The 19,223-nt window shown below is 65.1% G+C and carries 22 protein-coding genes and 1 tRNA gene; 16 read left to right on the forward strand and 7 right to left on the reverse strand.

Annotated features, from left to right (window positions below; translation table 11 throughout):
* Positions 1 to 46: 46 nt before the first annotated feature.
* The 3 genes from ACP2YP_RS10370 to ACP2YP_RS10380 all read right to left on the reverse strand — a co-directional run bounded on the left by ACP2YP_RS10370 (position 47) and on the right by ACP2YP_RS10380 (position 2,853).
* Positions 47 to 1,009 (reverse strand): NUDIX hydrolase, encoded by a 963-nt coding sequence (locus tag ACP2YP_RS10370; protein WP_426424028.1) that lies wholly within the window; start codon positions 1,007 to 1,009, stop codon positions 47 to 49.
* 229 nt (positions 1,010 to 1,238) lie between these two features.
* The gene (locus ACP2YP_RS10375) at positions 1,239 to 1,745 is read right to left on the reverse strand and encodes a tyrosine phosphatase family protein (protein WP_426424029.1); all 507 of its coding nucleotides are present in this window, start codon (positions 1,743 to 1,745) and stop codon (positions 1,239 to 1,241) included.
* A gap of 148 nt (positions 1,746 to 1,893) precedes the next feature.
* On the reverse strand, positions 1,894 to 2,853 hold the full coding sequence (locus ACP2YP_RS10380; protein ID WP_426424030.1) for an N-carbamoyl-D-amino-acid hydrolase: 960 nt from the start codon (positions 2,851 to 2,853) through the stop codon (positions 1,894 to 1,896).
* A gap of 251 nt (positions 2,854 to 3,104) precedes the next feature.
* On the opposite strand from ACP2YP_RS10380, the gene ACP2YP_RS10385 reads away from it, so the two are divergent.
* Together ACP2YP_RS10385 and ACP2YP_RS10390 are read left to right on the forward strand one after the other, a co-directional pair.
* Positions 3,105 to 3,329, forward strand: coding sequence for a hypothetical protein (locus ACP2YP_RS10385; RefSeq protein WP_128953248.1), 225 nt, complete (start codon positions 3,105 to 3,107; stop codon positions 3,327 to 3,329).
* Positions 3,330 to 3,530: 201 nt separating this feature from the next.
* Entirely contained in the window at positions 3,531 to 3,857 is a 327-nt protein-coding gene (locus ACP2YP_RS10390) for a hypothetical protein (RefSeq protein ID WP_426424031.1), read from the forward strand.
* Between the two features lie 190 nt (positions 3,858 to 4,047).
* On the opposite strand, the gene ACP2YP_RS10395 is transcribed toward ACP2YP_RS10390, so the two are convergent.
* Positions 4,048 to 4,124: transfer RNA gene (locus ACP2YP_RS10395), tRNA-Pro, on the reverse strand.
* A gap of 68 nt (positions 4,125 to 4,192) precedes the next feature.
* Here ACP2YP_RS10395 and ACP2YP_RS10400 point away from each other — a divergent pair.
* The 6 genes from ACP2YP_RS10400 to ACP2YP_RS10425 all read left to right on the forward strand — a co-directional run bounded on the left by ACP2YP_RS10400 (position 4,193) and on the right by ACP2YP_RS10425 (position 10,120).
* Positions 4,193 to 5,182: an L-threonylcarbamoyladenylate synthase gene (locus ACP2YP_RS10400; protein WP_426424032.1), complete on the forward strand. Its 990-nt coding sequence runs from the start codon at positions 4,193 to 4,195 to the stop codon at positions 5,180 to 5,182.
* Between the two features lie 21 nt (positions 5,183 to 5,203).
* Entirely contained in the window at positions 5,204 to 6,631 is a 1,428-nt protein-coding gene (locus tag ACP2YP_RS10405; protein WP_426424033.1) for an FAD-binding oxidoreductase, read from the forward strand.
* Positions 6,628 to 7,071 (forward strand): GNAT family acetyltransferase, encoded by a 444-nt coding sequence (locus tag ACP2YP_RS10410; RefSeq protein ID WP_426424034.1) that lies wholly within the window; start codon positions 6,628 to 6,630, stop codon positions 7,069 to 7,071. The genes ACP2YP_RS10405 and ACP2YP_RS10410 overlap by 4 nt, the downstream gene beginning before the upstream one ends.
* A gap of 9 nt (positions 7,072 to 7,080) precedes the next feature.
* On the forward strand, positions 7,081 to 7,662 hold the full coding sequence (locus ACP2YP_RS10415; protein ID WP_426424035.1) for an NUDIX domain-containing protein: 582 nt from the start codon (positions 7,081 to 7,083) through the stop codon (positions 7,660 to 7,662).
* A 298-nt stretch (positions 7,663 to 7,960) separates the two neighbouring features.
* Complete coding sequence (locus ACP2YP_RS10420) at positions 7,961 to 8,890, forward strand: glycine reductase (protein ID WP_426424036.1); 930 nt, start codon at positions 7,961 to 7,963, stop codon at positions 8,888 to 8,890.
* Between the two features lie 36 nt (positions 8,891 to 8,926).
* The gene (locus ACP2YP_RS10425; RefSeq protein WP_426424037.1) at positions 8,927 to 10,120 is read left to right on the forward strand and encodes a CaiB/BaiF CoA transferase family protein; all 1,194 of its coding nucleotides are present in this window, start codon (positions 8,927 to 8,929) and stop codon (positions 10,118 to 10,120) included.
* A 115-nt stretch (positions 10,121 to 10,235) separates the two neighbouring features.
* Here ACP2YP_RS10425 and ACP2YP_RS10430 read toward each other — a convergent pair whose 3' ends face one another.
* A complete protein-coding gene (locus ACP2YP_RS10430; RefSeq protein WP_426424038.1) occupies positions 10,236 to 10,994 on the reverse strand; it encodes an SOS response-associated peptidase in 759 nt (252 codons plus the stop codon).
* Positions 10,995 to 11,055: 61 nt separating this feature from the next.
* Between ACP2YP_RS10430 and ACP2YP_RS10435 the strand changes: the two genes are divergently transcribed.
* The 4 genes from ACP2YP_RS10435 to ACP2YP_RS10450 all read left to right on the forward strand — a co-directional run bounded on the left by ACP2YP_RS10435 (position 11,056) and on the right by ACP2YP_RS10450 (position 12,848).
* Positions 11,056 to 11,553: a hypothetical protein gene (locus ACP2YP_RS10435; protein WP_426424039.1), complete on the forward strand. Its 498-nt coding sequence runs from the start codon at positions 11,056 to 11,058 to the stop codon at positions 11,551 to 11,553.
* 19 nt (positions 11,554 to 11,572) lie between these two features.
* On the forward strand, positions 11,573 to 12,004 hold the full coding sequence (locus ACP2YP_RS10440; protein WP_426424040.1) for an NUDIX hydrolase: 432 nt from the start codon (positions 11,573 to 11,575) through the stop codon (positions 12,002 to 12,004).
* Between the two features lie 58 nt (positions 12,005 to 12,062).
* Positions 12,063 to 12,440 carry a TIGR02301 family protein gene (locus ACP2YP_RS10445; RefSeq protein ID WP_426424041.1) on the forward strand — a complete coding sequence of 126 codons (378 nt, stop codon included), beginning with the start codon at positions 12,063 to 12,065 and terminating at the stop codon, positions 12,438 to 12,440.
* Positions 12,441 to 12,581: 141 nt separating this feature from the next.
* The gene (locus ACP2YP_RS10450) at positions 12,582 to 12,848 is read left to right on the forward strand and encodes a hypothetical protein (RefSeq protein ID WP_426424042.1); all 267 of its coding nucleotides are present in this window, start codon (positions 12,582 to 12,584) and stop codon (positions 12,846 to 12,848) included.
* Positions 12,849 to 12,860: 12 nt separating this feature from the next.
* Here ACP2YP_RS10450 and ACP2YP_RS10455 read toward each other — a convergent pair whose 3' ends face one another.
* Positions 12,861 to 13,730 (reverse strand): sulfurtransferase, encoded by an 870-nt coding sequence (locus ACP2YP_RS10455; protein WP_426424043.1) that lies wholly within the window; start codon positions 13,728 to 13,730, stop codon positions 12,861 to 12,863.
* A gap of 139 nt (positions 13,731 to 13,869) precedes the next feature.
* On the reverse strand, positions 13,870 to 15,204 hold the full coding sequence (locus ACP2YP_RS10460; RefSeq protein WP_426424044.1) for a dihydroorotase: 1,335 nt from the start codon (positions 15,202 to 15,204) through the stop codon (positions 13,870 to 13,872).
* 101 nt (positions 15,205 to 15,305) lie between these two features.
* Between ACP2YP_RS10460 and ACP2YP_RS10465 the strand changes: the two genes are divergently transcribed.
* The 4 genes from ACP2YP_RS10465 (at position 15,306) to ACP2YP_RS10480 (ending at position 19,178) form a co-directional block, all read left to right on the forward strand.
* On the forward strand, positions 15,306 to 16,187 hold the full coding sequence (locus ACP2YP_RS10465) for a YgfZ/GcvT domain-containing protein (protein WP_426424045.1): 882 nt from the start codon (positions 15,306 to 15,308) through the stop codon (positions 16,185 to 16,187).
* A complete protein-coding gene (locus tag ACP2YP_RS10470) occupies positions 16,184 to 16,810 on the forward strand; it encodes a DNA-3-methyladenine glycosylase I (protein WP_426424046.1) in 627 nt (208 codons plus the stop codon). Before ACP2YP_RS10465 ends, ACP2YP_RS10470 begins: the two co-directional genes overlap by 4 nt.
* Complete coding sequence (locus tag ACP2YP_RS10475; RefSeq protein ID WP_426424047.1) at positions 16,807 to 17,424, forward strand: YfbR-like 5'-deoxynucleotidase; 618 nt, start codon at positions 16,807 to 16,809, stop codon at positions 17,422 to 17,424. Before ACP2YP_RS10470 ends, ACP2YP_RS10475 begins: the two co-directional genes overlap by 4 nt.
* A 1,133-nt stretch (positions 17,425 to 18,557) precedes the next feature.
* Positions 18,558 to 19,178: a TetR/AcrR family transcriptional regulator gene (locus tag ACP2YP_RS10480; RefSeq protein WP_426424048.1), complete on the forward strand. Its 621-nt coding sequence runs from the start codon at positions 18,558 to 18,560 to the stop codon at positions 19,176 to 19,178.
* Positions 19,179 to 19,223 lie beyond the last annotated feature (45 nt).

The raw sequence follows: 19,223 nt of genomic DNA on the forward strand, positions 1-19,223 counted from the left end.
GGGCCTCCTGGCGAATCGGCGGGCAGGGGCCGATCGCAATCTTGATCTAGCGCCGGGAGCGTACGCGCAAGCCCGGCGCGGGCCGCTCCTGGAGCACGTCGCGGCGGAAGCGATAGAGCGCCGCCGGCCGCCCGCCGGTCTGTGTCGACATCACGCCGGTCGGTTCGACCAGGGCTTCGGTTTCGACCAGACGGCGGAAATTCTGCTTGTGCAGGTGGCGGCCGGAGATCGCCTCCACCGTGTACTGCAACTCAGTGAGTGTGAACTCGGCGGGCAAAAGTTCAAATACCACAGGGCGATACTTCAGTTTTGCGCGCAGCCGCGCGATTCCTGTGGCGAGGATTCTGCGGTGATCGAACCGCATCGAGGTGCCGAGCGCGGGCAGCGTCTTGCGTGCCAATGCCGCAGGCCGGCCGTCGCGCCGCGCCTCCTCGACGAGGCCGGCCTCGTACAGCAGTTCATAGCGGTCGAGCACGCGCTCCTCGTCCCAGGCCGCACCCTCGAGGCCGAAATAGAACCGCACGCGATCTTTTCGCGGCAATGCGCGTGTCGTCTCCGGCGTCTCCTCCTCGGCCCATTTGTTGAGCTCCGGGATGATGTCACGGGCGATGATCGCGGGCGGCGCCTCGCGCCAGTCTTCCCAGGGGAAAAAACGATACCAGGGCTCGAAGCTCGCCGCATTCGCAGCGCCCTCGGCGGCGCGCGTCAGCGCGAGATAGCCGATCGACACCATATGCGCGCCGGTGTCACCGGCTTCCGCATGGCGGCCGCGGTCGCCAAAGGTGTAGAGCTGCTCGACATAGCCGAGCCGCAAGCTCGCCTGTTGCTCGACCCAGGCGCGCAGGCCGATCTCGAAGGTGCGATGGCTCGGCGCATCGAACGGACCGAACGGCAGGCCGGTCAAGCCGTCGCTGCCGCGCGCGGTCAGCACCAGCGGCTCATGATCCTCGATCGCGACGATCGCGGCAGTCAGGCCGATCTCGATCGGCGTCAGCAGCTTGTCACTCATGCGGCTGACGCCGCGGACGTTGGCAGAAAGACTTGCCGGTTGATGGAGGCAACCTCGCCGCGGGCTCGCTGTAACCTCTCCCGCTTGCGGGAGAGGTCGGCGCGTAACGCCGGGTGAGGGCTTTCTCCTCTAGGGGATTGTCCCGTTGCGGAGACACCGTCTCCCCGACCCTCTCCCGCAAGCGGGAGAGGGGGCGCAGTCCCGTCGCGGCTGCTATTCGACTCCCGCCTCATTCGAGCTCGATCACGAAGGGGCGGCCCTCGACCATCATCTCGCCCGGGCCCATCTCGTCGAGCGCGCGCAGCATGCGGCCGTTGCGCCCCAGCGCGCGGTCGGCGAGACCGACGATGCGCCGGTTCGGCGAGGCGATCGGGGAGGCCGTGCGGATCTTCTTCGCGATCTCGACCTCGTCACGATCCGGATTGAGCGCGCAGACGGCGGCGAATGCGCTCGCCGTGGAGCGGCTGATGCCGGCATAACAATGCACCACCAGCGGCGCGCCGCGGTCCCAGCCGCGGACGAAATTCAGCACCTGGTCGATATGCGCCTCGGACGGCGCGACAAAGCCATCCATCTCCTCGGTGATGTCGTCCATCGACACCTTGAGATGATTGGCAGGGAGCACCGACGCCGGCCGCACCACCTGCTCGACATTGGCCATCACGGTCAGCACATGGCTGGCCCCGGTGCGGCGGACGGTTTCGGGAAGGGCGGCGAGCGAACAGACGTGGATCATGACGGACCTTTTTGGCGCTGATTATAACCGCGGCTGTCGGGTGGGCAAAGGCGCAACCTCGCTGTCGTTCCGGCCCCCCGTGCGCAATTGCGCACCGGGCCGGGACGACCTTGGGGAGATTGCGTCGCAAAACAACGCGCAGAGCCGCTCACCCCTTCGGCCGCACCGGCGTCCCGTCCGCCATCGTCGCCACGCCCTTCCGCTCGACGATCATCCTGTAGGCCTGCGGCTGGCGATGAACATCGAAATTGAACGTCGTACGCTTGTAGGAATTGCAGAGATCAAGATCGCAGCGGGCGAATGCGAGCTCGTCGCCCTTGGTCGTGCATCTCGCAATGATCTCGCCGGAGGGCGCGATGATGCAGCTACCGCCGATATGGTCGACGCCCTCTTCAACGCCCGCCTTGGCAACGCCCACGACGAAGGTGCCGTTCTGGTAGGCGCCCGACTGCATCACCAGATGATTGTGGAACAGCGAGAGGTCATCATGCTCGGGCGCGGGCGGATTGTGCACCGGCGTGTTGTAGCCGATCATCACCATCTCGACGCCCTGCAGGCCCATGACCCGATAGGTCTCGCTCCAGCGGCGGTCATTGCAGATCGCCATCCCCATCACGCCACCGAAAGTCTCGGTCACGCCAAAGCCGCTGCCGGGCTCGAAATATCGCTTCTCCAGATGCTGAAACTTGCGCCAAGGCTCGTGCTCGGCGTGGCCCGGCAGATGGACCTTGCGGTATTTCGCAACGGTCGCGCCGCTTTTGTCGACCAGGATCGACGTGTTGTAGCGGTGAGCGATTCCGGCCTCGACCGTAAGCTCGGCATAGCCGAGGCAAAATCCGATGCCGCTCTCGCGCGCCAGATCAAATAGAGCCTGCGTCTCGGCCCCGGGCATCTCGCGCTCGAAAAAGCCGTCGATCTCGGCCTGGTCCTCGAAGTACCAGCGCGGAAAGAACGTGGTGAGTGCGAGCTCGGGATAGACGATCAGATCGCAGCGATTGGCCTTGGCCTGGCGCATCAATGCCATCAGCCGCGCCACGACCTCTGTCCTCGTTTCGGTCCTCGCAATCGGGCCCAGCTGGCCAGCTGCGACAGTCACAAATCTCGCCACGAATCTTCCCTCGTTCGTTTCCCGGATGGCGGGCCCATCATCGTGCACGCGCATACGATGGTCGCGCATATGCAGATTCCGCGCCTGTCGGAGCTGGCGGGGTTCAGGATGAGCCAGGGCGCCCAGGAATTCCAGGAACTTTCGTTGCCAATCTGCAACGGTTCCCGGCGATCTAAGACCGGACAAAAGAAACGCCCATTGCGGCCACGAACCCTGCTCACAACGCCGTGAGACAAGTCAGGGGAATGACGATGCGTGCACAACGCGTTTGGAACGTGAATGGAGCGGCCAGCATCGGGCAGCTTCAATCCAGATTGGACGATTTGAACAAGCGACTGAGCCAGCTCGAGAGCCAGCATCCCGAGAGCTGGAAGGTGGAAGAGCTGAAATCGAGCGCGCTTAGCCTGTCGCGGGAGATCGACGACATCCGCTGCGCCGAGGCGACAGCCGCGTTGCGGGAGCTCTTGCGGAAATAGCGCGGCCTGACGATTCGGCGTGGCGAGGGAACCAACGCCTGCGCCCGTCATTGCCCTGGAGAGCATGGAGCAAAATCATGACCAGGCACCTGACGCGAGCCCATTTCGCGCGCGGTGTGACCGGCGCGGTTTCCACGCTGGTCCTGTGCGCGACGGCAGCATTCACCATCGCGCACCACTTCGCGCTGTGAGGGTTTTCGCATGACGTCCGACCCCGAGGAGTCGGTGCGACTGCAAGGCTTTGGCGAGATGACGTTGCGCACGGCCATCGCGACGGTGATGGCGCTCGCGCCGCGTGAGCGATCCGAAGCCGCGATCTTCCGGGTGCGCGACGGCTCGCGGCTCGCATCGAGCGAGATCGGCGAACTCGCATCGGATTGGGGCATGACGCCGATGGCCGAAGTCAGATCTCCAAGACTGGTCCCAGAGCAGCATTGGCCGGACATCGTTCGCGGCATGGTCCGCGAGGCCCCGCTGCCGTCGCTGCTGGTGGCGTTTCTGGTGGGCGTGCTGGTGGCAAGGCGGTAGCCCTCTGACCCAGCTCGCGACGCCGGAGCGTCGGTTTTACGGCGAATGACAAGGCATGCCACCGGGACAGGCGCCCCTGCCCAGCCAAATCGGCCGTGGACCCGCCCCGAAAATCGTTGCAATAAGGCGTCCCGAGGCAACTGGCGGCCGGTCCGCCAAGTCTTTAGGAAAACGTCAACTTTTGGAAGAATGGTCGGAGTGGCAGGATTCGAACCTGCGACCCCTGCGTCCCGAACGCAGTGCTCTACCGGGCTGAGCCACACTCCGACAAGAGGCCGGCTTATAGCGTCGGGTGTGACGCACCGCAAGCGGCCGAGCTGAGGAATTTTGTCCCTGTGAAAACGGGTCTTGAAACGTCGATTTTGCCGGCCGGCGAGGCCGGCGCGGAAGCCGCCGCCCGGATTTTGGCCGCCGGCGGGCTGGTCGCGTTTCCGACCGAGACGGTTTACGGGCTCGGCGCGGACGCCGCCAATGCCACCGCGATCGCCCATCTCTATGCCGCCAAGGGGCGGCCGGCCTTCAATCCGCTGATCGCCCATGTCGCCGACCTCGCCGCTGCACGGCGGATCGGGCGGTTCGATGCGCGGGCCTTGAGGCTTGCCGAGGCGTTCTGGCCGGGGCCGCTGACGCTGGTGGTGCCGAAGACGGAGGACTGCCCGGTGGCTGATCTCGCCACCGCCGGCCTCGACACCGTCGCGATCCGCATTCCCGCTCATCCGGTGGCGGAGGCCATTTTGCGCGCCTTCGGCCGGGCCGTGGTGGCGCCGTCGGCAAATATCTCCGGCCACGTCTCGCCGACGCTTGCCGCCCATGTCGAGAGCGATCTTGCGGGGCGGATCGACCTGATTGTCGACGGCGGGCCGGTCGCGGTCGGCGTCGAATCGACCATCGTCGGCTGCTTCGAGGCGCCGATGCTGCTGCGGCCCGGTGGGCTGTCGCGCGAGCGGATCGAGGCCGTGCTCGGCATGGCCTTGGCGCGACCGCCGGTAGAGGCCGAGAGCGACGACAGCCAGCCGCTGGCGCCGGGCATGCTCGCCTCGCATTACGCGCCGCGCGCGAATGTGCGGCTCAATGCGCAGGATGTCGCGCCAGGCGAGGCGCTGCTGGCGTTCGGTCCTGCGCGTCTGCCGGGCCTGGAGGGCGCCGCCGCTGTCATGAATTTGTCGCCCGCGGCTGATCTCGATGAAGCCGCCGCCAATCTGTTCGGTTATCTTCGCGCGCTCGATGCGAAGGGACCGCGGGCGATCGCCGTGATGGCGATCCCCGAAGAGGATTTGGGCGAAGCGATCAACGACCGGCTGCGGCGGGCGGCTGTTGCGAGATGAGAGCGAAGTAGAGACGAGACCATGAACATCAACAAATCCGCCACCCCTCCGCTTGCGCCCGAGCTGATCGACCAATTCCGCAAGATCGTTGGCGACAAGCACGCGATCACCGATGCGGCCGACATCGAGGCCTATGTCACCGAGGAGCGCAATCTGTTCCACGGCCGTTCGCCGCTGGTGCTGCGCCCGGGCTCGACCGCGGAAGTGGCTGATATCTGCAAGCTCGCCTCCGCGCATAAAATTGCGCTGGTGCCGCAGGGCGGCAACACCGGGCTGGTCGGCGGGCAGACGCCGCACAATGGCGAGGTGGTGGTGTCGTTGCGCCGGCTCGACAAGATCCGTGAGGTCGACACCGCCTCCAACACCATGACCTGCGAGGCCGGCGTGGTGCTGCAGATCGCGCAGCAGAAGGCGTCCGATGTCGACCGGCTGTTTCCGTTGTCGCTGGGTGCGGAGGGGAGCTGCACCATCGGCGGCAATCTCTCGACCAATGCCGGCGGCACCGCCGCGCTCGCCTATGGTGTCGCGCGCGAGATGGCACTGGGGCTGGAAGTGGTGCTCGCCGACGGGCGCGTGCTCAACGTGCTGTCGAAGCTGAAGAAGGACAACACCGGCTACAATCTCCACAACCTCTTCATCGGCGCGGAAGGCACGCTCGGCATCATCACCGCGGCGACGCTCAAACTGTTTCCGAAGCCGCGGGCGATCGAGACAGCCTATGTCGGGCTGAAGTCGCCGGCCGCGGCACTGAAGCTGCTCACGATCGCGCAGAGCGAAGCTGCGAATGCGCTGACGAGTTTTGAGCTGCTATCGGAGATGGCGGTGGACTTCTCGATCCGCCACGGCGTCGACGTGCGCGATCCGCTCGCAGAGAAGCATCCCTGGTACGTGCTGATGGAACTGTCCTCGCCGAGCGACGACGCCCGCACGCCGCTGGAGACGATCCTCGCCCGCGCCATGGAGGAGGAGATCGTCGACGACGCCGTGATCGCGGCCAACCTCACCCAGCGCGGCAATTTCTGGAAGCTGCGCGAAGAAATGTCGGCGGCGCAGAAGCCGGAGGGCGGCTCGATCAAGCACGATATCTCGGTGCCGATCGCCGCCGTGCCCGCCTTCATCGAGGAAGCCAATGCTGCCGTGGTGAAGCTGATCCCCGGCGCGCGGCCGGTGCCGTTCGGCCATCTCGGCGACGGCAATCTGCATTACAATGTCAGCCAGCCGATCGGCGCCAACACCGCGGATTATCTCGCGCGCTGGCACGAGATGAACGCGGTCGTGTTCGAGATCGTGCTGCGCATGGGCGGCTCGATCTCGGCCGAGCACGGCATCGGCGTGCTCAAGCGCGACGAATTGCCTGAGGTGAAGGACAAGACCGCGATCGAGCTGATGCGCGCAATCAAGGCGATGCTCGATCCTCAGGGCATCATGAACCCGGGGAAGGTGCTGTGAGTGTTCTTGCGATCGACGCCATCACCGATGCCGATGTCGAGCCGGCGGTCGCGCTGTGGCAGCGCTGCGGCCTGACGCGGCCCTGGAACGATCCGCATGCCGACATCGCGCTGGCGCGGCGGCGGGATAATTCGACCGTGCTGATCGGCCGCGATGGTGGCGCGATCGTCGCAACCGCCATGCTCGGCCATGACGGCCATCGCGGCTGGGTCTATTACGTCGCGGTCGATCCGGACTGCCGCAAACGCGGTCTTGGCCGGGTGATCATGGCGGCCGCCGAAGACTGGCTGCGGAGTGCCGGCATTGCAAAGCTCCAACTCCTCGTGCGCCGCGAGAATGCGCAGGCCAATGCGTTCTATCAGTCGCTCGGCTTCGAGGAATCGACGTCGGTGATGTTCCAGAAGTGGCTCGACGGCCGCGCGACCCCTGCAAGCAACTGAGATCAAGCCATGACCATTTCCGACCGCGTCCGCATCAAGGACGTCCGCGTGCTCTCGGACGGCTGGACCACGCTGAAGGCCACCACGTTCGAGTACCGGCGCGCCAATGGCGAGTGGCAGACGCAGCACCGCGAGACCTATGAGCGCGACAACGCCGCCGCCGTGCTGCCTTACAATCGCGCCGGGCGCAGCGTGATCCTGGTGCGCCAGTTCCGCCTGCCGGCCTTCATCCGCGGCTACGACGATCTGCTGATCGAGGCGGCCGCCGGCGTGCTGGACGATGCCGCGCCCGAGGTGCGCATCCGCGCCGAAGCCGAGGAGGAGACCGGCTATCGCCTGCACGACGTCCACAAGGTGTTCGAGGCCTTCATGAGCCCGGGCTCCGTGACCGAAAAACTGCACTTCTTCGTCGCCGAATACGAGCCTTCGATGCGCGTCAGCGACGGCGGTGGCCTCGAACATGAGGGCGAGGACATCGAGGTGCTGGAGCTTTCCATCGACGAGGCGCTGGCGATGATCGCCGACGGCCGGATCATCGACGCCAAGGCGATCATGCTGCTGCAATACGCCGCGCTGCATATTTTCCGGTAGCCCTGCCGCTGGGTTCTTCCCTTCTCCCCTTGTGGGAGAAGGTGGCGCGAAGCGCCGGATGAGGGGTATGTCTCCGCGAACCCCTGCGAGAGTTGGACGCGTGGAGAGATACCCCTCACCCGTCTCGCCGCTATCGCGGCGAGCCACCCTCTCCCACAAGGCCCACAAGGGGAGAGGGGAAAGAGCGCGGCTCGCTCTATCAACCCTGCAATTCAGGCCTGCGCAGTCGTGGCGCCTGTTGAGCTACCCGCCGACTATCTCTAGTCTGGTCTCCAACCAAGAACCAGGAGACGCGCCCATGTCCGCTCCGCGCGACGATGAATTCGGCTTTGCGCCCGACTATGATGCCCCCATTCCCTATATGCAGCGCACGCGGGACTATTACACCGCGATCGGCTACACCACGCCGTATCGCTGGGCGCATTACACCGAGGCGCCGTTTCAGGCACTGAAGCAGCCGCTGGCGCAATCGCGCGTCACCATCATCACGACCGCTGCGCCGTACGATCCGGGCAAGGGCGATCAGGGGCCGGGCGCGGCGTATAATGGCGGCGCGAAGTTCTATCAGGTGTACGACGGCGACACGTCGCAGCCACACGATTTGCGCATCTCGCATATCGGCTACGACCGCAAGCACACGACGGCCACCGACAACGGCACCTGGTTTCCGCTGCCGCAGCTGCTGAAGGCAAGCGCCGCAGGCCGGATCGGTGAAGTGAGCCAGCGCTTCTTCGGCGCGCCGACCAACCGCAGCCATCGCGTCACGCTCGAAACCGACGCGCCGGAGATTCTGGCGCGCTGCATTGCGGACAAGGTCGACGTCGCCGTGCTGGTGCCGAACTGCCCGGTCTGCCATCAGACCACGGCGCTGGTGGCGCGGCATCTCGAGGCCAACGGCATTCCGACCGTGATCATGGGCTGCGCCAAGGACATCATCGAGCACGCCGCCGTGCCGCGATTCCTGTTCTCGGACTTTCCGCTCGGCAATTCCGCCGGCAAGCCGCACGACGTTGCTTCGCAAGCACAGACGCTGGAATTGGCGCTGAAAGTGCTGGAGAGCGCGAGCGGGCCGCAGACGACGATGCAATCGCCGCTGCGCTGGAGCGAGGATGCCTCCTGGAAGCTCGACTATAACAACGTCGCGCAACTGAGCCCCGAAGAGCTGGCACGCCGCCGCGCCGAATTCGACAAGCAGAAGGAGATCGCGCGCGGCAATCGCGCCGCCTGACGTCTTCCGACAACAATAAATAATGGGGAGAGCGACGTGACGCGACCGTTCGAGGGCGTGAAGATCCTGGACTTCACCCAAGTGCTGGCCGGCCCTTATGCGAGCTATCAGCTCGCGCTGCTCGGCGCCGACGTCATCAAGGTCGAGCGGCGCGAGGGCGAAGACATGCGCCGCACGCCGCTGTCGCGCGAATGGGCCGAGCGCGGGCTGGCGCCGGCGTTCCAGGCCATCAACGGCAACAAGCGCAGCCTGACGCTCGATTTGCAAAAGCCCGACGCCATCGCGATCGTGAAGAAGCTCGCCGCGACCGTCGACGTCGTCATGGAGAATTTCCGCCCGGGCGTCATGGACAAGCTTGGCATCGGCTATGAAGCGCTGTCGGCGATCAATCCAAAGCTGATCTACTGCGCGGTGTCAGGTTTTGGCCAGACCGGCCCGGATCGCCTGCGGCCCGGCTATGACGGCAAGATGCAGGCGCTGTCGGGCATCATGGCGATCACCGGCCATCCCCAGACGGGACCGACGCGCGCGGGCTTTGCGGTGTGCGACGTGCTCTCCGGCGCGACCGCCGCGTTCGGCGTGTCGAGCGCGCTCTACCAGCGCGACCGCACCGGCAAGGGGCAACTCATCGACGTCTCCATGCTGGAGGCGACGATGGCGTTTCTCTCCGGCCAGATCGCGGATTGGTCGGTCGCCGGCCATCGCCAGCAGCTCTCAGGCAACCAGGCGGTGAGCCGCAGGACCACGGCGAACCTGTTCAAATGCGGCGACGGCCACATCCTGCTCGCCGTCAACAACGAAAAACAATACCGCGCGCTGATGGCCGCGCTCGGCCGCGAGGACACGCTGTCGGATCCGCGCTTCGCCGACTGGTTTTCCCGCAACGAGAACGAGCCCGCGCTCCGCGCCATCATCGAGGAGGCGCTCGCGGCCAGGCCTGCGCGCGAATGGGAGACGATTTTGGAGGACGCCGGCGCGCCCTGCGCCAGCATCTGGAAGATCGAGGAGATCATCGATCATCCGCAGATCAAGGCCCGCGGCGCGATCCAGGAGCTCGACACGCAATACGGCCGCCTGCGCTTTGCCGGCAGCGGCTTCAAGCTCGCCCATGGCGGCGGCAGACTGGACCGGATGGCGCCGGAATTGGGCGCGGATACGGATGCAGTGCTGGGCGAGCTCGGGTTCGATGCGGCGGAGATCGCGGCGCTGAGGGCGCGGGAGATTGTTTGAAACTCCGCTGCCGTAGGGTGGGCAAAGGCGCAACGCGCCGTGCCCACCATTCATCTGCTTGCTCGATACACGATGGTGGGCACGCTTCGCTTTGCCCACCCTACGGCAGCGGTGATCAGAACAACGACCCTTGCCCATCATCCGCCGCCGCACCTGCCGCCTTCCGCACCACCTTCTTCGGCTTCACGGCTTCCGCCTCCATCTCCTCCGCGCTGATCGGCAAGAGCAGCTGCTCATCGTCGTTGGCGACGCGGTTGACGCGGGTGGAGACCGGGTGCCAGGCGAATTCGCCGATGCGCGGGGCGGTCATCAGCGGCAGGATCGAATCGATCTCGTCGCTGCGAGCATCGAGCCAGCGCTCGAAATCGCGCGGGCTGATGGTGACGGGCACGCGGTCATGCAGCGCAGCCAGATCCTCGCCCGCGGCCGCCGTGACGATCGCGACCGTATCGAGTTCCTCGCCGTTCGGCCCGATCCAGGTTTCGAACACCGCGGCAAAGCCGAGCGGCGCGCCATCGGCGCGATGGATGAAGAACGGTTGCTTGCGGCCGTCGACCGCCTTCCATTCGTAATAGCCATCGGCCGGGATCAGCCCGCGCCGCCGGCGTATAGCTCTCTTGAAGGCGGGCTTCTCCAGCACCGTCTCGGAGCGGGCGTTGATCAGCAACGTAAATCCTTTGGGGTCCTTGACCCAGCCCGGCAACAATCCCCAGCGCATCAAGCGGAAATGGCGCGCACCATTCTCGACCAGGACGACCGGAATCGGTTGCGTCGGCGCGACATTGTACCGGGGCGGGAAATTCGGTTGCTCGATATAGCCGAACAGTTGCCGTAAAGCCGCGGGGGCCGAAGTTATGACAAAGCGTCCACACATCGTTGCGCCAATATAGGGTCCGTTCAGGTCCTTTTAACCCCGAACGTTAACACTGCCGCCGATGAGCTCAACGGCCTCCCAACCCGCGACGCGCGCACAGACGGGCCCCGAGGCCGCGGCCTGGGCCGAACGGCTGCGGGCGGCCAACATCAATCCGCGGACCGGGCTTGCCACCGACTATCTCAACCATTTCAATGAAGCCGTGATGCTTCTGGAAATGGTCCCGGACATGCCGGAATGCGCCGAGGACTTTTTGACCTGGTCGCCACTGTCCTATGCGGAACATTTTACGGCGTCGAACTTCAAGGCACGGGATCTGGCGATCGAAGCCTATGAGAAGGCCGAGCCGAGCGTGCGGACCCAGTTCGACCACATCACCGACACCATGACCTCGATCCTGACCGCGGTCGGCTCGGCCATGCGCGAGGTCGACAAGGACACGACCCGCGTTCGCCTGGCCGAGCAGGCCACCCTCTGGGTCAAGCCGCTGATCGCGGCTTGCGGCGGCATCATCAATGGCGGCGCGGAAGCCGACGTCGATACCATCATGGCGAACTGAGCCAGGTAGCTGACGAGACATGGCCACGGTCATCCAGCCCAGCCACCCCCAGATCGCGGTCAGCGCCGCGATCTTTCGCGACGGCAAGGTGCTGCTGACCCGCCGCGCCCGCTCGCCCGCGAAAGGCTTCTATTCGCTGCCCGGCGGCCGGGTCGAATTCGGCGAATCGCTGCACCAAGCGCTGAGCCGCGAGGTCGACGAGGAGACCGGGCTCGTAATCGAGATCATCAGCCTTGCCGGCTGGCGCGAGGTGCTGCCGGCCGCACCCGGTTCCGGCCATTATTTGATCATGTCCTTTGCCGCCCGCTGGGTGGCCAAGGAACCGGCCTTGAACGATGAGCTCGACGATTACCGCTGGATCGACCCGAACGCTCTGGGCAGCCTCGGCGACCTCAAGCTGACCGCGGGGCTGGAGGAGATCATCCTATCGGCTCACCGGCTTACCGGCTGATCGGCTCCTGATCGCCCCGCCTTGCGTCCTCCGCCCCGAGGGGGCATACAGCCCGCCGATGTCGACGCGAATTCTGGCCATTTTTGCCCTGATACTCGCCTGCGCTTCCGCGCCCGCCCGGGCCCAGGACGTGGCGGCGCCGTTCGACGCCGATTTGCAGCGGCTGGCCGAGATCCTCGGCGGCCTGCACTATCTGCGCGGCATCTGCGGCTCCAACGAGGGCAACAAATGGCGCAGCGAGATGCAGGCGCTGATCGATGCCGAAACCCCCGCCGGCGAGCGCCGCACCCGCATGATCGCCGGCTTCAACCGCGGCTATAACGGTTTTCAGCAGACCTATCGAAGCTGCACGCCGGCGGCGACAGTGGCGATCCGCCGTTACATCGAGGAAGGCGCGAAGATCTCGCGCGATCTCACGGCGCGCTACGCGAACTGAGCTTCTCGGGAACTCCGTCATCGTCTTTGTTCACAGCCGTTAACCGTTCCTAAAGATGTGGCCTAGCGGTCGTTAATGCGCGTGCTACACCTCTCGTGCAGCGCATCGCCGTGGATCGCGCCCCAGCCCTGATCGAGTTTCATGAGCCATCCAGTGTCCTACGCTCCCGCCCGCGCGCCGCTGCCCGATCACGAGCAGAAACAGGCTGCGCTGAGCTATCTCAACGAGGCCTGGGCCGAGGCGCGCCATGACGGTGTCGACGGCGATTGCCTGGCGCAGGCAAGCCTGTTTGCGGCGCTCGCCGAGCTCGTGAGCACCTATGGCGAGGATGCGGTGGCGAAATTCGTCGAGGGTTTTCCGGCGCGCATCCGCAACGGCGAATTCTCGATCGACCTCTCCAGGCAGTAGGCACTTCGAGCCTCAGTCTGTCTCGACTGGCAGCGTTGGATCTCTCGCCCACTCACCCATCGAGGCATCGTAGAGCGTCAGCTTGTCGTAGCCGAGCTGCGTCAGCATCAGCAAATCGATCGTCGCCGAGATGCCGCCGCCGCAATAGCAGATCACGGTCTTGTTGCGTGTGACGCCTGCCGCGGCGAATTTCGCTTCGGCATCCGCCAGTGAGGTCAGCGTCTTGTCGGCGTTCACGAGCGTCGCAGCCGACACGTTGACGCTGCCGGGCACGCGGCCCGGCCGGCCGTAGCGGCTCGGCTCGAGACCGCGATGAAATTGCGGCCCGAGCGCGTTGACGATCACCGTCGAGGGATCGCCGATCCGCGCTTTCACGGCGGTCTTGTCCACGAAGAAGCCCGCGCGCGGCGTGGCCTTGAAGGTCGTCGCCGGATAGCCCTTCGATGCGCCGGTCTCGATCGGCCGCCCCTCTTGCTTCCATTTGTCGAAGCCACCGTCGAGCACCTGCGCATCGACGCCGAGCGAGCGCAGCATCCACCAGAACCGCGTCGACCACATCATGGTGCCGATGCTGTAGAGCACGATGGTCTTGCTTGCATCCGCACCATGGCGACCGAAAGCGGCCTCGAGCTGGGCGACGCCCGGCATCATGAAGAATTGCTGCGCAGAGGTGTCGGAGAACTCGCCTTGAAGGTCGAGGAAGTCGGCGCCCGGGATGTGGGCGGCCGCGAACGTCTTGTCGCCGGGCACGGCGCGATACGGCACGTCGCTGCCGGGTGGGACCGGCTCGTTGTAGGTCGTGCAATCGTAGAGGCGGAGGTTGGGATCGCCGAGGTGGGCTGCGAGCTGCTCGGTGGTGATGAGGGCGGTGGACTCGGACATTGGCTGCACTCCCGTTCGAGAGAAAGTGTAGACCTCTCCCCCCGTCATTGCGAGCGTAGCGAAGCAATCCAGCGTCTCCGCGGCGGCAGTCTGGATTGCTTCGTCGCTGCGCTCCTCGCAATGACGAGACAGGAGCCCGCTACTGCTTCAGCGTCTCCAGAAACCGCACCGGCTCGCCCTGCGACGGCGTCACGAGTTCGCCCTGCCACATCACGCGGCGGCCGCGGATGAAAGTGCCGACGGGCCAGCCCGTGACGCGGACGCCGTCATACGGTGTCCAGCCGGCCTTGGAGGCCACCCATTTGTTGGTGATGGTCTCGCTGCGCTTCAGATCGACCACCGTGAAATCGGCATCGTAACCGGCGGCGATACGGCCCTTGCAGGCCATGTTGTAGAGACGCGCCGGGCCGGCGCTGGTGAGATCGACGAACCTTGCGAGCGACAACCGGCCGGCGTTGACGTGATCGAGCATCAGCGGCACCAGCGTCTGCACGCCGGTCATGCCGGAAGGCGAGGCGGGATAGGTCTTCTGCTTCTCTTCGAGCGTATGCGGGGCGTGGTCGGAGCCAAGCACGTCGATGATACCCTGCTCGATGCCGCGCCAGATGCCGGCGCGGTGATCGGCGCTGCGCACCGGCGGGTTCATCTGCGCCAGCGTGCCGAGCCGCTCGTAGCATTCGGGTGCGACCAGCGTGAGATGATGCGGCGTCGCCTCGCAGGAGGCGACATCCTTGTGGTCACGCAAGAATTCGATCTCTTCCTTGGTCGAGATGTGCAGCACGTGGATGCGCTTGCCGGTCTCGTGCGCGAGCTTGACCAGCCGTTGCGTCGCCATCAGCGCCGCGGTCTCATCGCGCCAGACCGGATGCGAACGCGGGTCACCCTCGATGCGGAGCGACTTGCGGTCGTTGAGGCGGTACTCATCCTCGGCATGGAATGCCGCGCGGCGGCGGATCACCTGGAAGATGCGGCGCAAGCTCTCGTCGTCCTCCACCAGCAGCGCGCCGGTCGAGGAGCCGATGAACACTTTCACGCCGGCACAGCCCGGCGCGCGCTCCAGCACCGGAAGGTCCTGCACGTTCTCGCGGGTGCCGCCGATGAAGAAGGCGAAATCGCAATGCATGCGGTGATGGGCGCGCTTGACCTTGTCGGTGAAGGTGGCTTCCGTCACGGTCAATGGCGACGTGTTCGGCATCTCGAACACGGCAGTGACACCGCCCATCACGGCGCTGCGCGAGCCGGTCTCGAGGTCTTCCTTCTGCTCCAGCCCGGGCTCGCGGAAATGCACCTGCGTGTCCATCACACCGGGCAGGATGTGCAGACCCTTGCAGTCGATCACCTCGGCAGCGGAGCTTTGCGACAGCGGGCCCAGCTCGGCGATGCGACCATTGGTGATGCCGATATCGCGAACACCCTCGCCATCCTGGTTGACGACGGTGCCGCCTTTGAGGATCACATCGAAGCGCTGGGTCATGGCTGGAGGCCTCTCTCATCCCCAAGCGCAGGGCTCGAGGTCTTGTCGTTTTTGCCTTGCGGGCTTACGTTCAGGAGCAACATGTCGCAAGAGATTTTCACATGAAATCAGCGTTTCTTCCCGACCGGAGCGTGATCAAGGTCGCGGGTGAGGATGCGCGCAACTTCCTCAATGGCCTCATCACGACCGATGTCGACAGGCTGAAACCAGGCCTGGGGCGATTCGGTGCGCTGCTGACGCCGCAGGGCAAGATCATCGTGGATTTCCTGATCACCGAAGCGCCCGCCGGCCACGGCGGCGGTTTCCTGATCGACTGTCCGAAAGCGCTGGCCGACGGCCTCGCCACCAAGCTGAAATTCTACAAGCTGCGCGCCAAGGTGACGGTGGACAACCTCTCCGACGATCTCGGCGTGCTCGCGGCCTGGGACGGCCAATTGGCCGCGCAGCCGGACCTCGCCTTCGCCGATCCGCGCAATGCTGAGCTCGGCACTCGCATCCTGATCCCCGAAGATCTCAAGCAAAAACTCTCCGACCTGATCGGCGCCGAGCTGGTCGATGCGGCCGACTATGAGGCGCATCGTATTGCGCTCGGCGTGCCGCGCGGCGGGCTCGACTTCATGTACAGCGATGCATTCCCGCACGAGACCAACATGGACCGTCTGGCCGGCGTCGATTTCGACAAGGGCTGCTATGTCGGCCAGGAGGTCGTCTCGCGCATGCAGCATCGCGGCACCGCGCGCACCCGCAGCGTGAAGGTACTGCTCGAGGACTCCTCGCCTGAGGCCGGTGTCAGTGTCATGGCCGGCGACAAATCCGTCGGCACCATGGGCTCGTCGGCGCAAGGCAAGGGTATTGCGCTGGTGCGCATCGACCGCGTTGCGGACGCGCTCGACGCCGGCCAGCCGCTCACCGCTGGCGGTCTCGCGTTGAAGCTGGCAGAACCCGAAATCGTGCGCATTCCCGCAAAGCAGCCCATCGCATGAGCCGTGCTCCCCGCCTGCATCCCGACGGAAAGACCCGCTGCCCCTGGCCGGGTGAAGATCCGCTCTATGTCGCCTATCACGACACCGAATGGGGCGTGCCCGAGTATGACGACCGCGCGCTTTATGAGAAGTTGATCCTCGACGGTTTTCAGGCCGGCCTGTCCTGGATCACGATTTTGCGCAAGCGCGACAATTTCCGCAAAGCGTTCGACGATTTCCAGCCGGAAAAAATCGCGCGCTACAACGACAAGAAGGTGCACGCGCTGATGAACGACGTCGGCATCGTGCGTAACCGCGCCAAGATCGACGGCACCATCCTCAGCGCGAAATCGTATCTCGATATCATGGAGAAGGGCCCGGGCTTCTCGAAGCTGTTATGGGACTTCATGGGCGGACGGCCCAAGGTCAACGATTTCAAAACCACGGCGAGCGTGCCGGCCTCGACGCCGTTGTCGGTGCAGATCTCCAAGGAGCTGTCCTCGCGCGGCTTCAAATTCGTCGGCCCGACCATCGTCTACGCCTTCATGCAGGCGACCGGCATGGTCAACGACCATCTCGTCGACTGCCACTGCCACGCGACCTGCAGCAAGATGCAGCGCAAGCCGCGCCTCAAGGCCAAATGACGACGAAGAAGACGGCGCCGCGCAGCGTGCAAATGCGCGCCTGGCAGCGCATGCTGTCGGGCCGGCGGCTCGATCTGCTCGATCCTTCCCCGCTCGACGTCGAGATCGCCGATATCGCGCATGGGCTCGCGCGCGTCGCCCGCTGGAACGGGCAGACCATCGGCGCACATATCTTCTCGGTCGCGCAACACACGCTGCTGGTCGAGACCGTGCTACGGCACGAGATGCCGCGCGTCGATGAGCGCATGCGGCTCGCCGCGCTATTGCACGATGCGCCTGAATATGTGATCGGCGACATGATCTCGCCGTTCAAGGCGGTGCTCGACGGCCATTACAAGGCCGTGGAGAAGCGCCTGCTGGGCGCCATCCATATCCGCTTCGGCCTGCCGCCGGTACTGCCCGACGAGATCACGCTGGCGATCAAGGCCGCCGATCGCGGCGCGGCGTATCTCGAGGCAATCGAGCTCGCCGGCTTCAGCGAGAGCGAGGCCAAGCGCCTGTTCGGGAGGGATCCCGGCCTCTCCGTCAGCGTCCGGCGCGACTATCTGACGCCCTGGACGGCGGCGCGGGCCGAGAAGCAGTTTCTGGAGCGGTTTGGCGCCGTGTTTGCGTGACCGTTGCCGTGGGGTGGTGACGCCCCTAGCCCCGCCGTCGTCCCAGCCTAGGCCGGGACAGCTGAGTTTATGGCTCCGGGCTCACGAGGGCCCGACGAAACACACAGAACCCCTGTCAATCGCGTCTTGTAAAAATATTCCGCTTTACCGAAATTCGGAAATAGCGTATGTGTCGCGGTATCCCGGCTCATCCTTGAGGGGCGATCGTACGTCGTCACTGATTGCGAGCTGGGCTTGCGGTGGACGCGGCAGCGTCGGCACGAGAGGTGCGGGCAGGGCGGGTAGTCCCTGTGAGCCCGAAACCGCGTGCGGATGAGCGGCGCTGTTGAGTTCGTCTCGCCAATATTCTTGCGGCGCGTGTGCACACGGCTGCAAGACCCTGTGGCACTAGGCGAACGCGCGTACGGCAAAACCGTGTGGTCCTGGCCGTCGTTGCTACGGTCAAGCTTTCGCGGAGGTGTGGAGCGCCCAACCGGGTCAACCACATCGTCAATTCGCGAAGCGAGGGAGGCCAGAAGGAATTCGGCTCCCGGGAGAGCACGGCATAAGCCGTCAACCCATCGCGCAGGGAAGGCCGAGTGATTGGCACCACCTGTATGCTGCTGTGCGGTTTTCTCTGCGCACCACATTCGCGCAGCGGACCGCGGGTGCGCCGTCAGCACCCGGCCTTCCCTGCGCCCTCTTGGATAGATAAGAGGGTGGAGAGATCAAGCAAAGCTCGGGCGAAAGGCGTCGCGAGGTTGCGAAGGTGTGTCTGCAAATGACATGCGAGCCGAATGAACGAAGCTGTTGCCTCAAACTCCGTCATTGCGAGCGCAGCGAAGCAATCCAGAGTCTTTCCACGGAGGGAGTCTGGATTGCTTCGCTGCGCTCGCAATGACGGTGCGGAGGCCGGTGCGGCACACCTCCCTCTCGTGCCCCGGACGCAGCGCAGCGCTCCTTCAGCGGTGCGCTGCAGAGCCGGGGCCCATGTCTCCGAGAGCACGCGTGTGGTGTGGGTCCCGGCTCTGCGCAGCAGCGTTGCCGGACGATGCTGCGCATCGCGTAGGCTGCAGCGCGTCCGGGACAAGAGGGCCCCCAGCATCACAACCAATTGTCTTTATTCGGAAACGATCATTCCCTATTACCCCGCAATGCAAAAAGCCGCCCGCCAGTCTGAACCCTCGCCTCAGCCACCCGGCCGTCCCCGGGAGTTCGATATGGACACGGCCCTGGACGGTGCGATCCGGGTGTTTTGCGAGCGTGGCTATCATGCCACCTCGATCGGAGACCTCACCGCCGCGATGCGGCTTGCCACCGGCAGCGTCTACAAGGCATTTCGCGACAAGCATGCCGTATTTGTCGCGGCTTTCGAGCGCTACGCCACGGTGCGCCGGGGGCAGACCCGCGACGCGGCGGAGCGGGGTGCGAATGGCCGCGAAAAATTGCGCAATGTGCTGCTGTCTTATGTCGAGCGCTCCCAGGGCAGCGAGGGGCGCCGCGGCTGCATCGTGGTCGGCAGCGCGGTTGAGCTGTCGGCGGTCGATCCGGTGATCCGGGCGCGCGTCACGGCACAGCTCAAGACCAACGAAAGTTTTATCGCCAGCCTCATTCGCGAGGGGCAGGCCGACGGCTCGATCCCGGACCATATCGATGCCGACGACACCGCGCGGCTGATGATCTGCATGACGCAGGGCCTGCGCGTCGTCGGCAAGGCGCGCCTGCCGCTCGATGCCGACCGCCTGGTCGGCGTCGCGATGAAGCTGCTTGCCTGAAATCTTGTCAAATTAGGAAACGATCGTTTCCGATATCTGGAGACT

The sequence above is a fragment of the Bradyrhizobium genosp. A genome (assembly GCF_049949275.1).
GTDB lineage: Bacteria > Pseudomonadota > Alphaproteobacteria > Rhizobiales > Xanthobacteraceae > Bradyrhizobium.

Coding starts and splice junctions, on each gene's coding strand:
- ACP2YP_RS10470 (WP_426424046.1), top strand. CDS start 16,184: ATGAGCCGTGCTCCCCGCCTGCATCCCGACGGAAAGACCCGCTGCCCC.
- ACP2YP_RS10405 (WP_426424033.1), top strand. CDS start 5,204: ATGAACATCAACAAATCCGCCACCCCTCCGCTTGCGCCCGAGCTGATC.
- ACP2YP_RS10445 (WP_426424041.1), top strand. CDS start 12,063: ATGTCGACGCGAATTCTGGCCATTTTTGCCCTGATACTCGCCTGCGCT.
- ACP2YP_RS10385 (WP_128953248.1), top strand. CDS start 3,105: ATGCGTGCACAACGCGTTTGGAACGTGAATGGAGCGGCCAGCATCGGG.
- ACP2YP_RS10415 (WP_426424035.1), top strand. CDS start 7,081: ATGACCATTTCCGACCGCGTCCGCATCAAGGACGTCCGCGTGCTCTCG.
- ACP2YP_RS10460 (WP_426424044.1), bottom strand. CDS start 15,204: ATGACCCAGCGCTTCGATGTGATCCTCAAAGGCGGCACCGTCGTCAAC.
- ACP2YP_RS10430 (WP_426424038.1), bottom strand. CDS start 10,994: ATGTGTGGACGCTTTGTCATAACTTCGGCCCCCGCGGCTTTACGGCAA.
- ACP2YP_RS10370 (WP_426424028.1), bottom strand. CDS start 1,009: ATGAGTGACAAGCTGCTGACGCCGATCGAGATCGGCCTGACTGCCGCG.
- ACP2YP_RS10440 (WP_426424040.1), top strand. CDS start 11,573: ATGGCCACGGTCATCCAGCCCAGCCACCCCCAGATCGCGGTCAGCGCC.
- ACP2YP_RS10465 (WP_426424045.1), top strand. CDS start 15,306: ATGAAATCAGCGTTTCTTCCCGACCGGAGCGTGATCAAGGTCGCGGGT.
- ACP2YP_RS10390 (WP_426424031.1), top strand. CDS start 3,531: ATGACGTCCGACCCCGAGGAGTCGGTGCGACTGCAAGGCTTTGGCGAG.
- ACP2YP_RS10480 (WP_426424048.1), top strand. CDS start 18,558: ATGCAAAAAGCCGCCCGCCAGTCTGAACCCTCGCCTCAGCCACCCGGC.
- ACP2YP_RS10450 (WP_426424042.1), top strand. CDS start 12,582: ATGAGCCATCCAGTGTCCTACGCTCCCGCCCGCGCGCCGCTGCCCGAT.
- ACP2YP_RS10435 (WP_426424039.1), top strand. CDS start 11,056: ATGAGCTCAACGGCCTCCCAACCCGCGACGCGCGCACAGACGGGCCCC.
- ACP2YP_RS10375 (WP_426424029.1), bottom strand. CDS start 1,745: ATGATCCACGTCTGTTCGCTCGCCGCCCTTCCCGAAACCGTCCGCCGC.
- ACP2YP_RS10475 (WP_426424047.1), top strand. CDS start 16,807: ATGACGACGAAGAAGACGGCGCCGCGCAGCGTGCAAATGCGCGCCTGG.
- ACP2YP_RS10455 (WP_426424043.1), bottom strand. CDS start 13,730: ATGTCCGAGTCCACCGCCCTCATCACCACCGAGCAGCTCGCAGCCCAC.
- ACP2YP_RS10420 (WP_426424036.1), top strand. CDS start 7,961: ATGTCCGCTCCGCGCGACGATGAATTCGGCTTTGCGCCCGACTATGAT.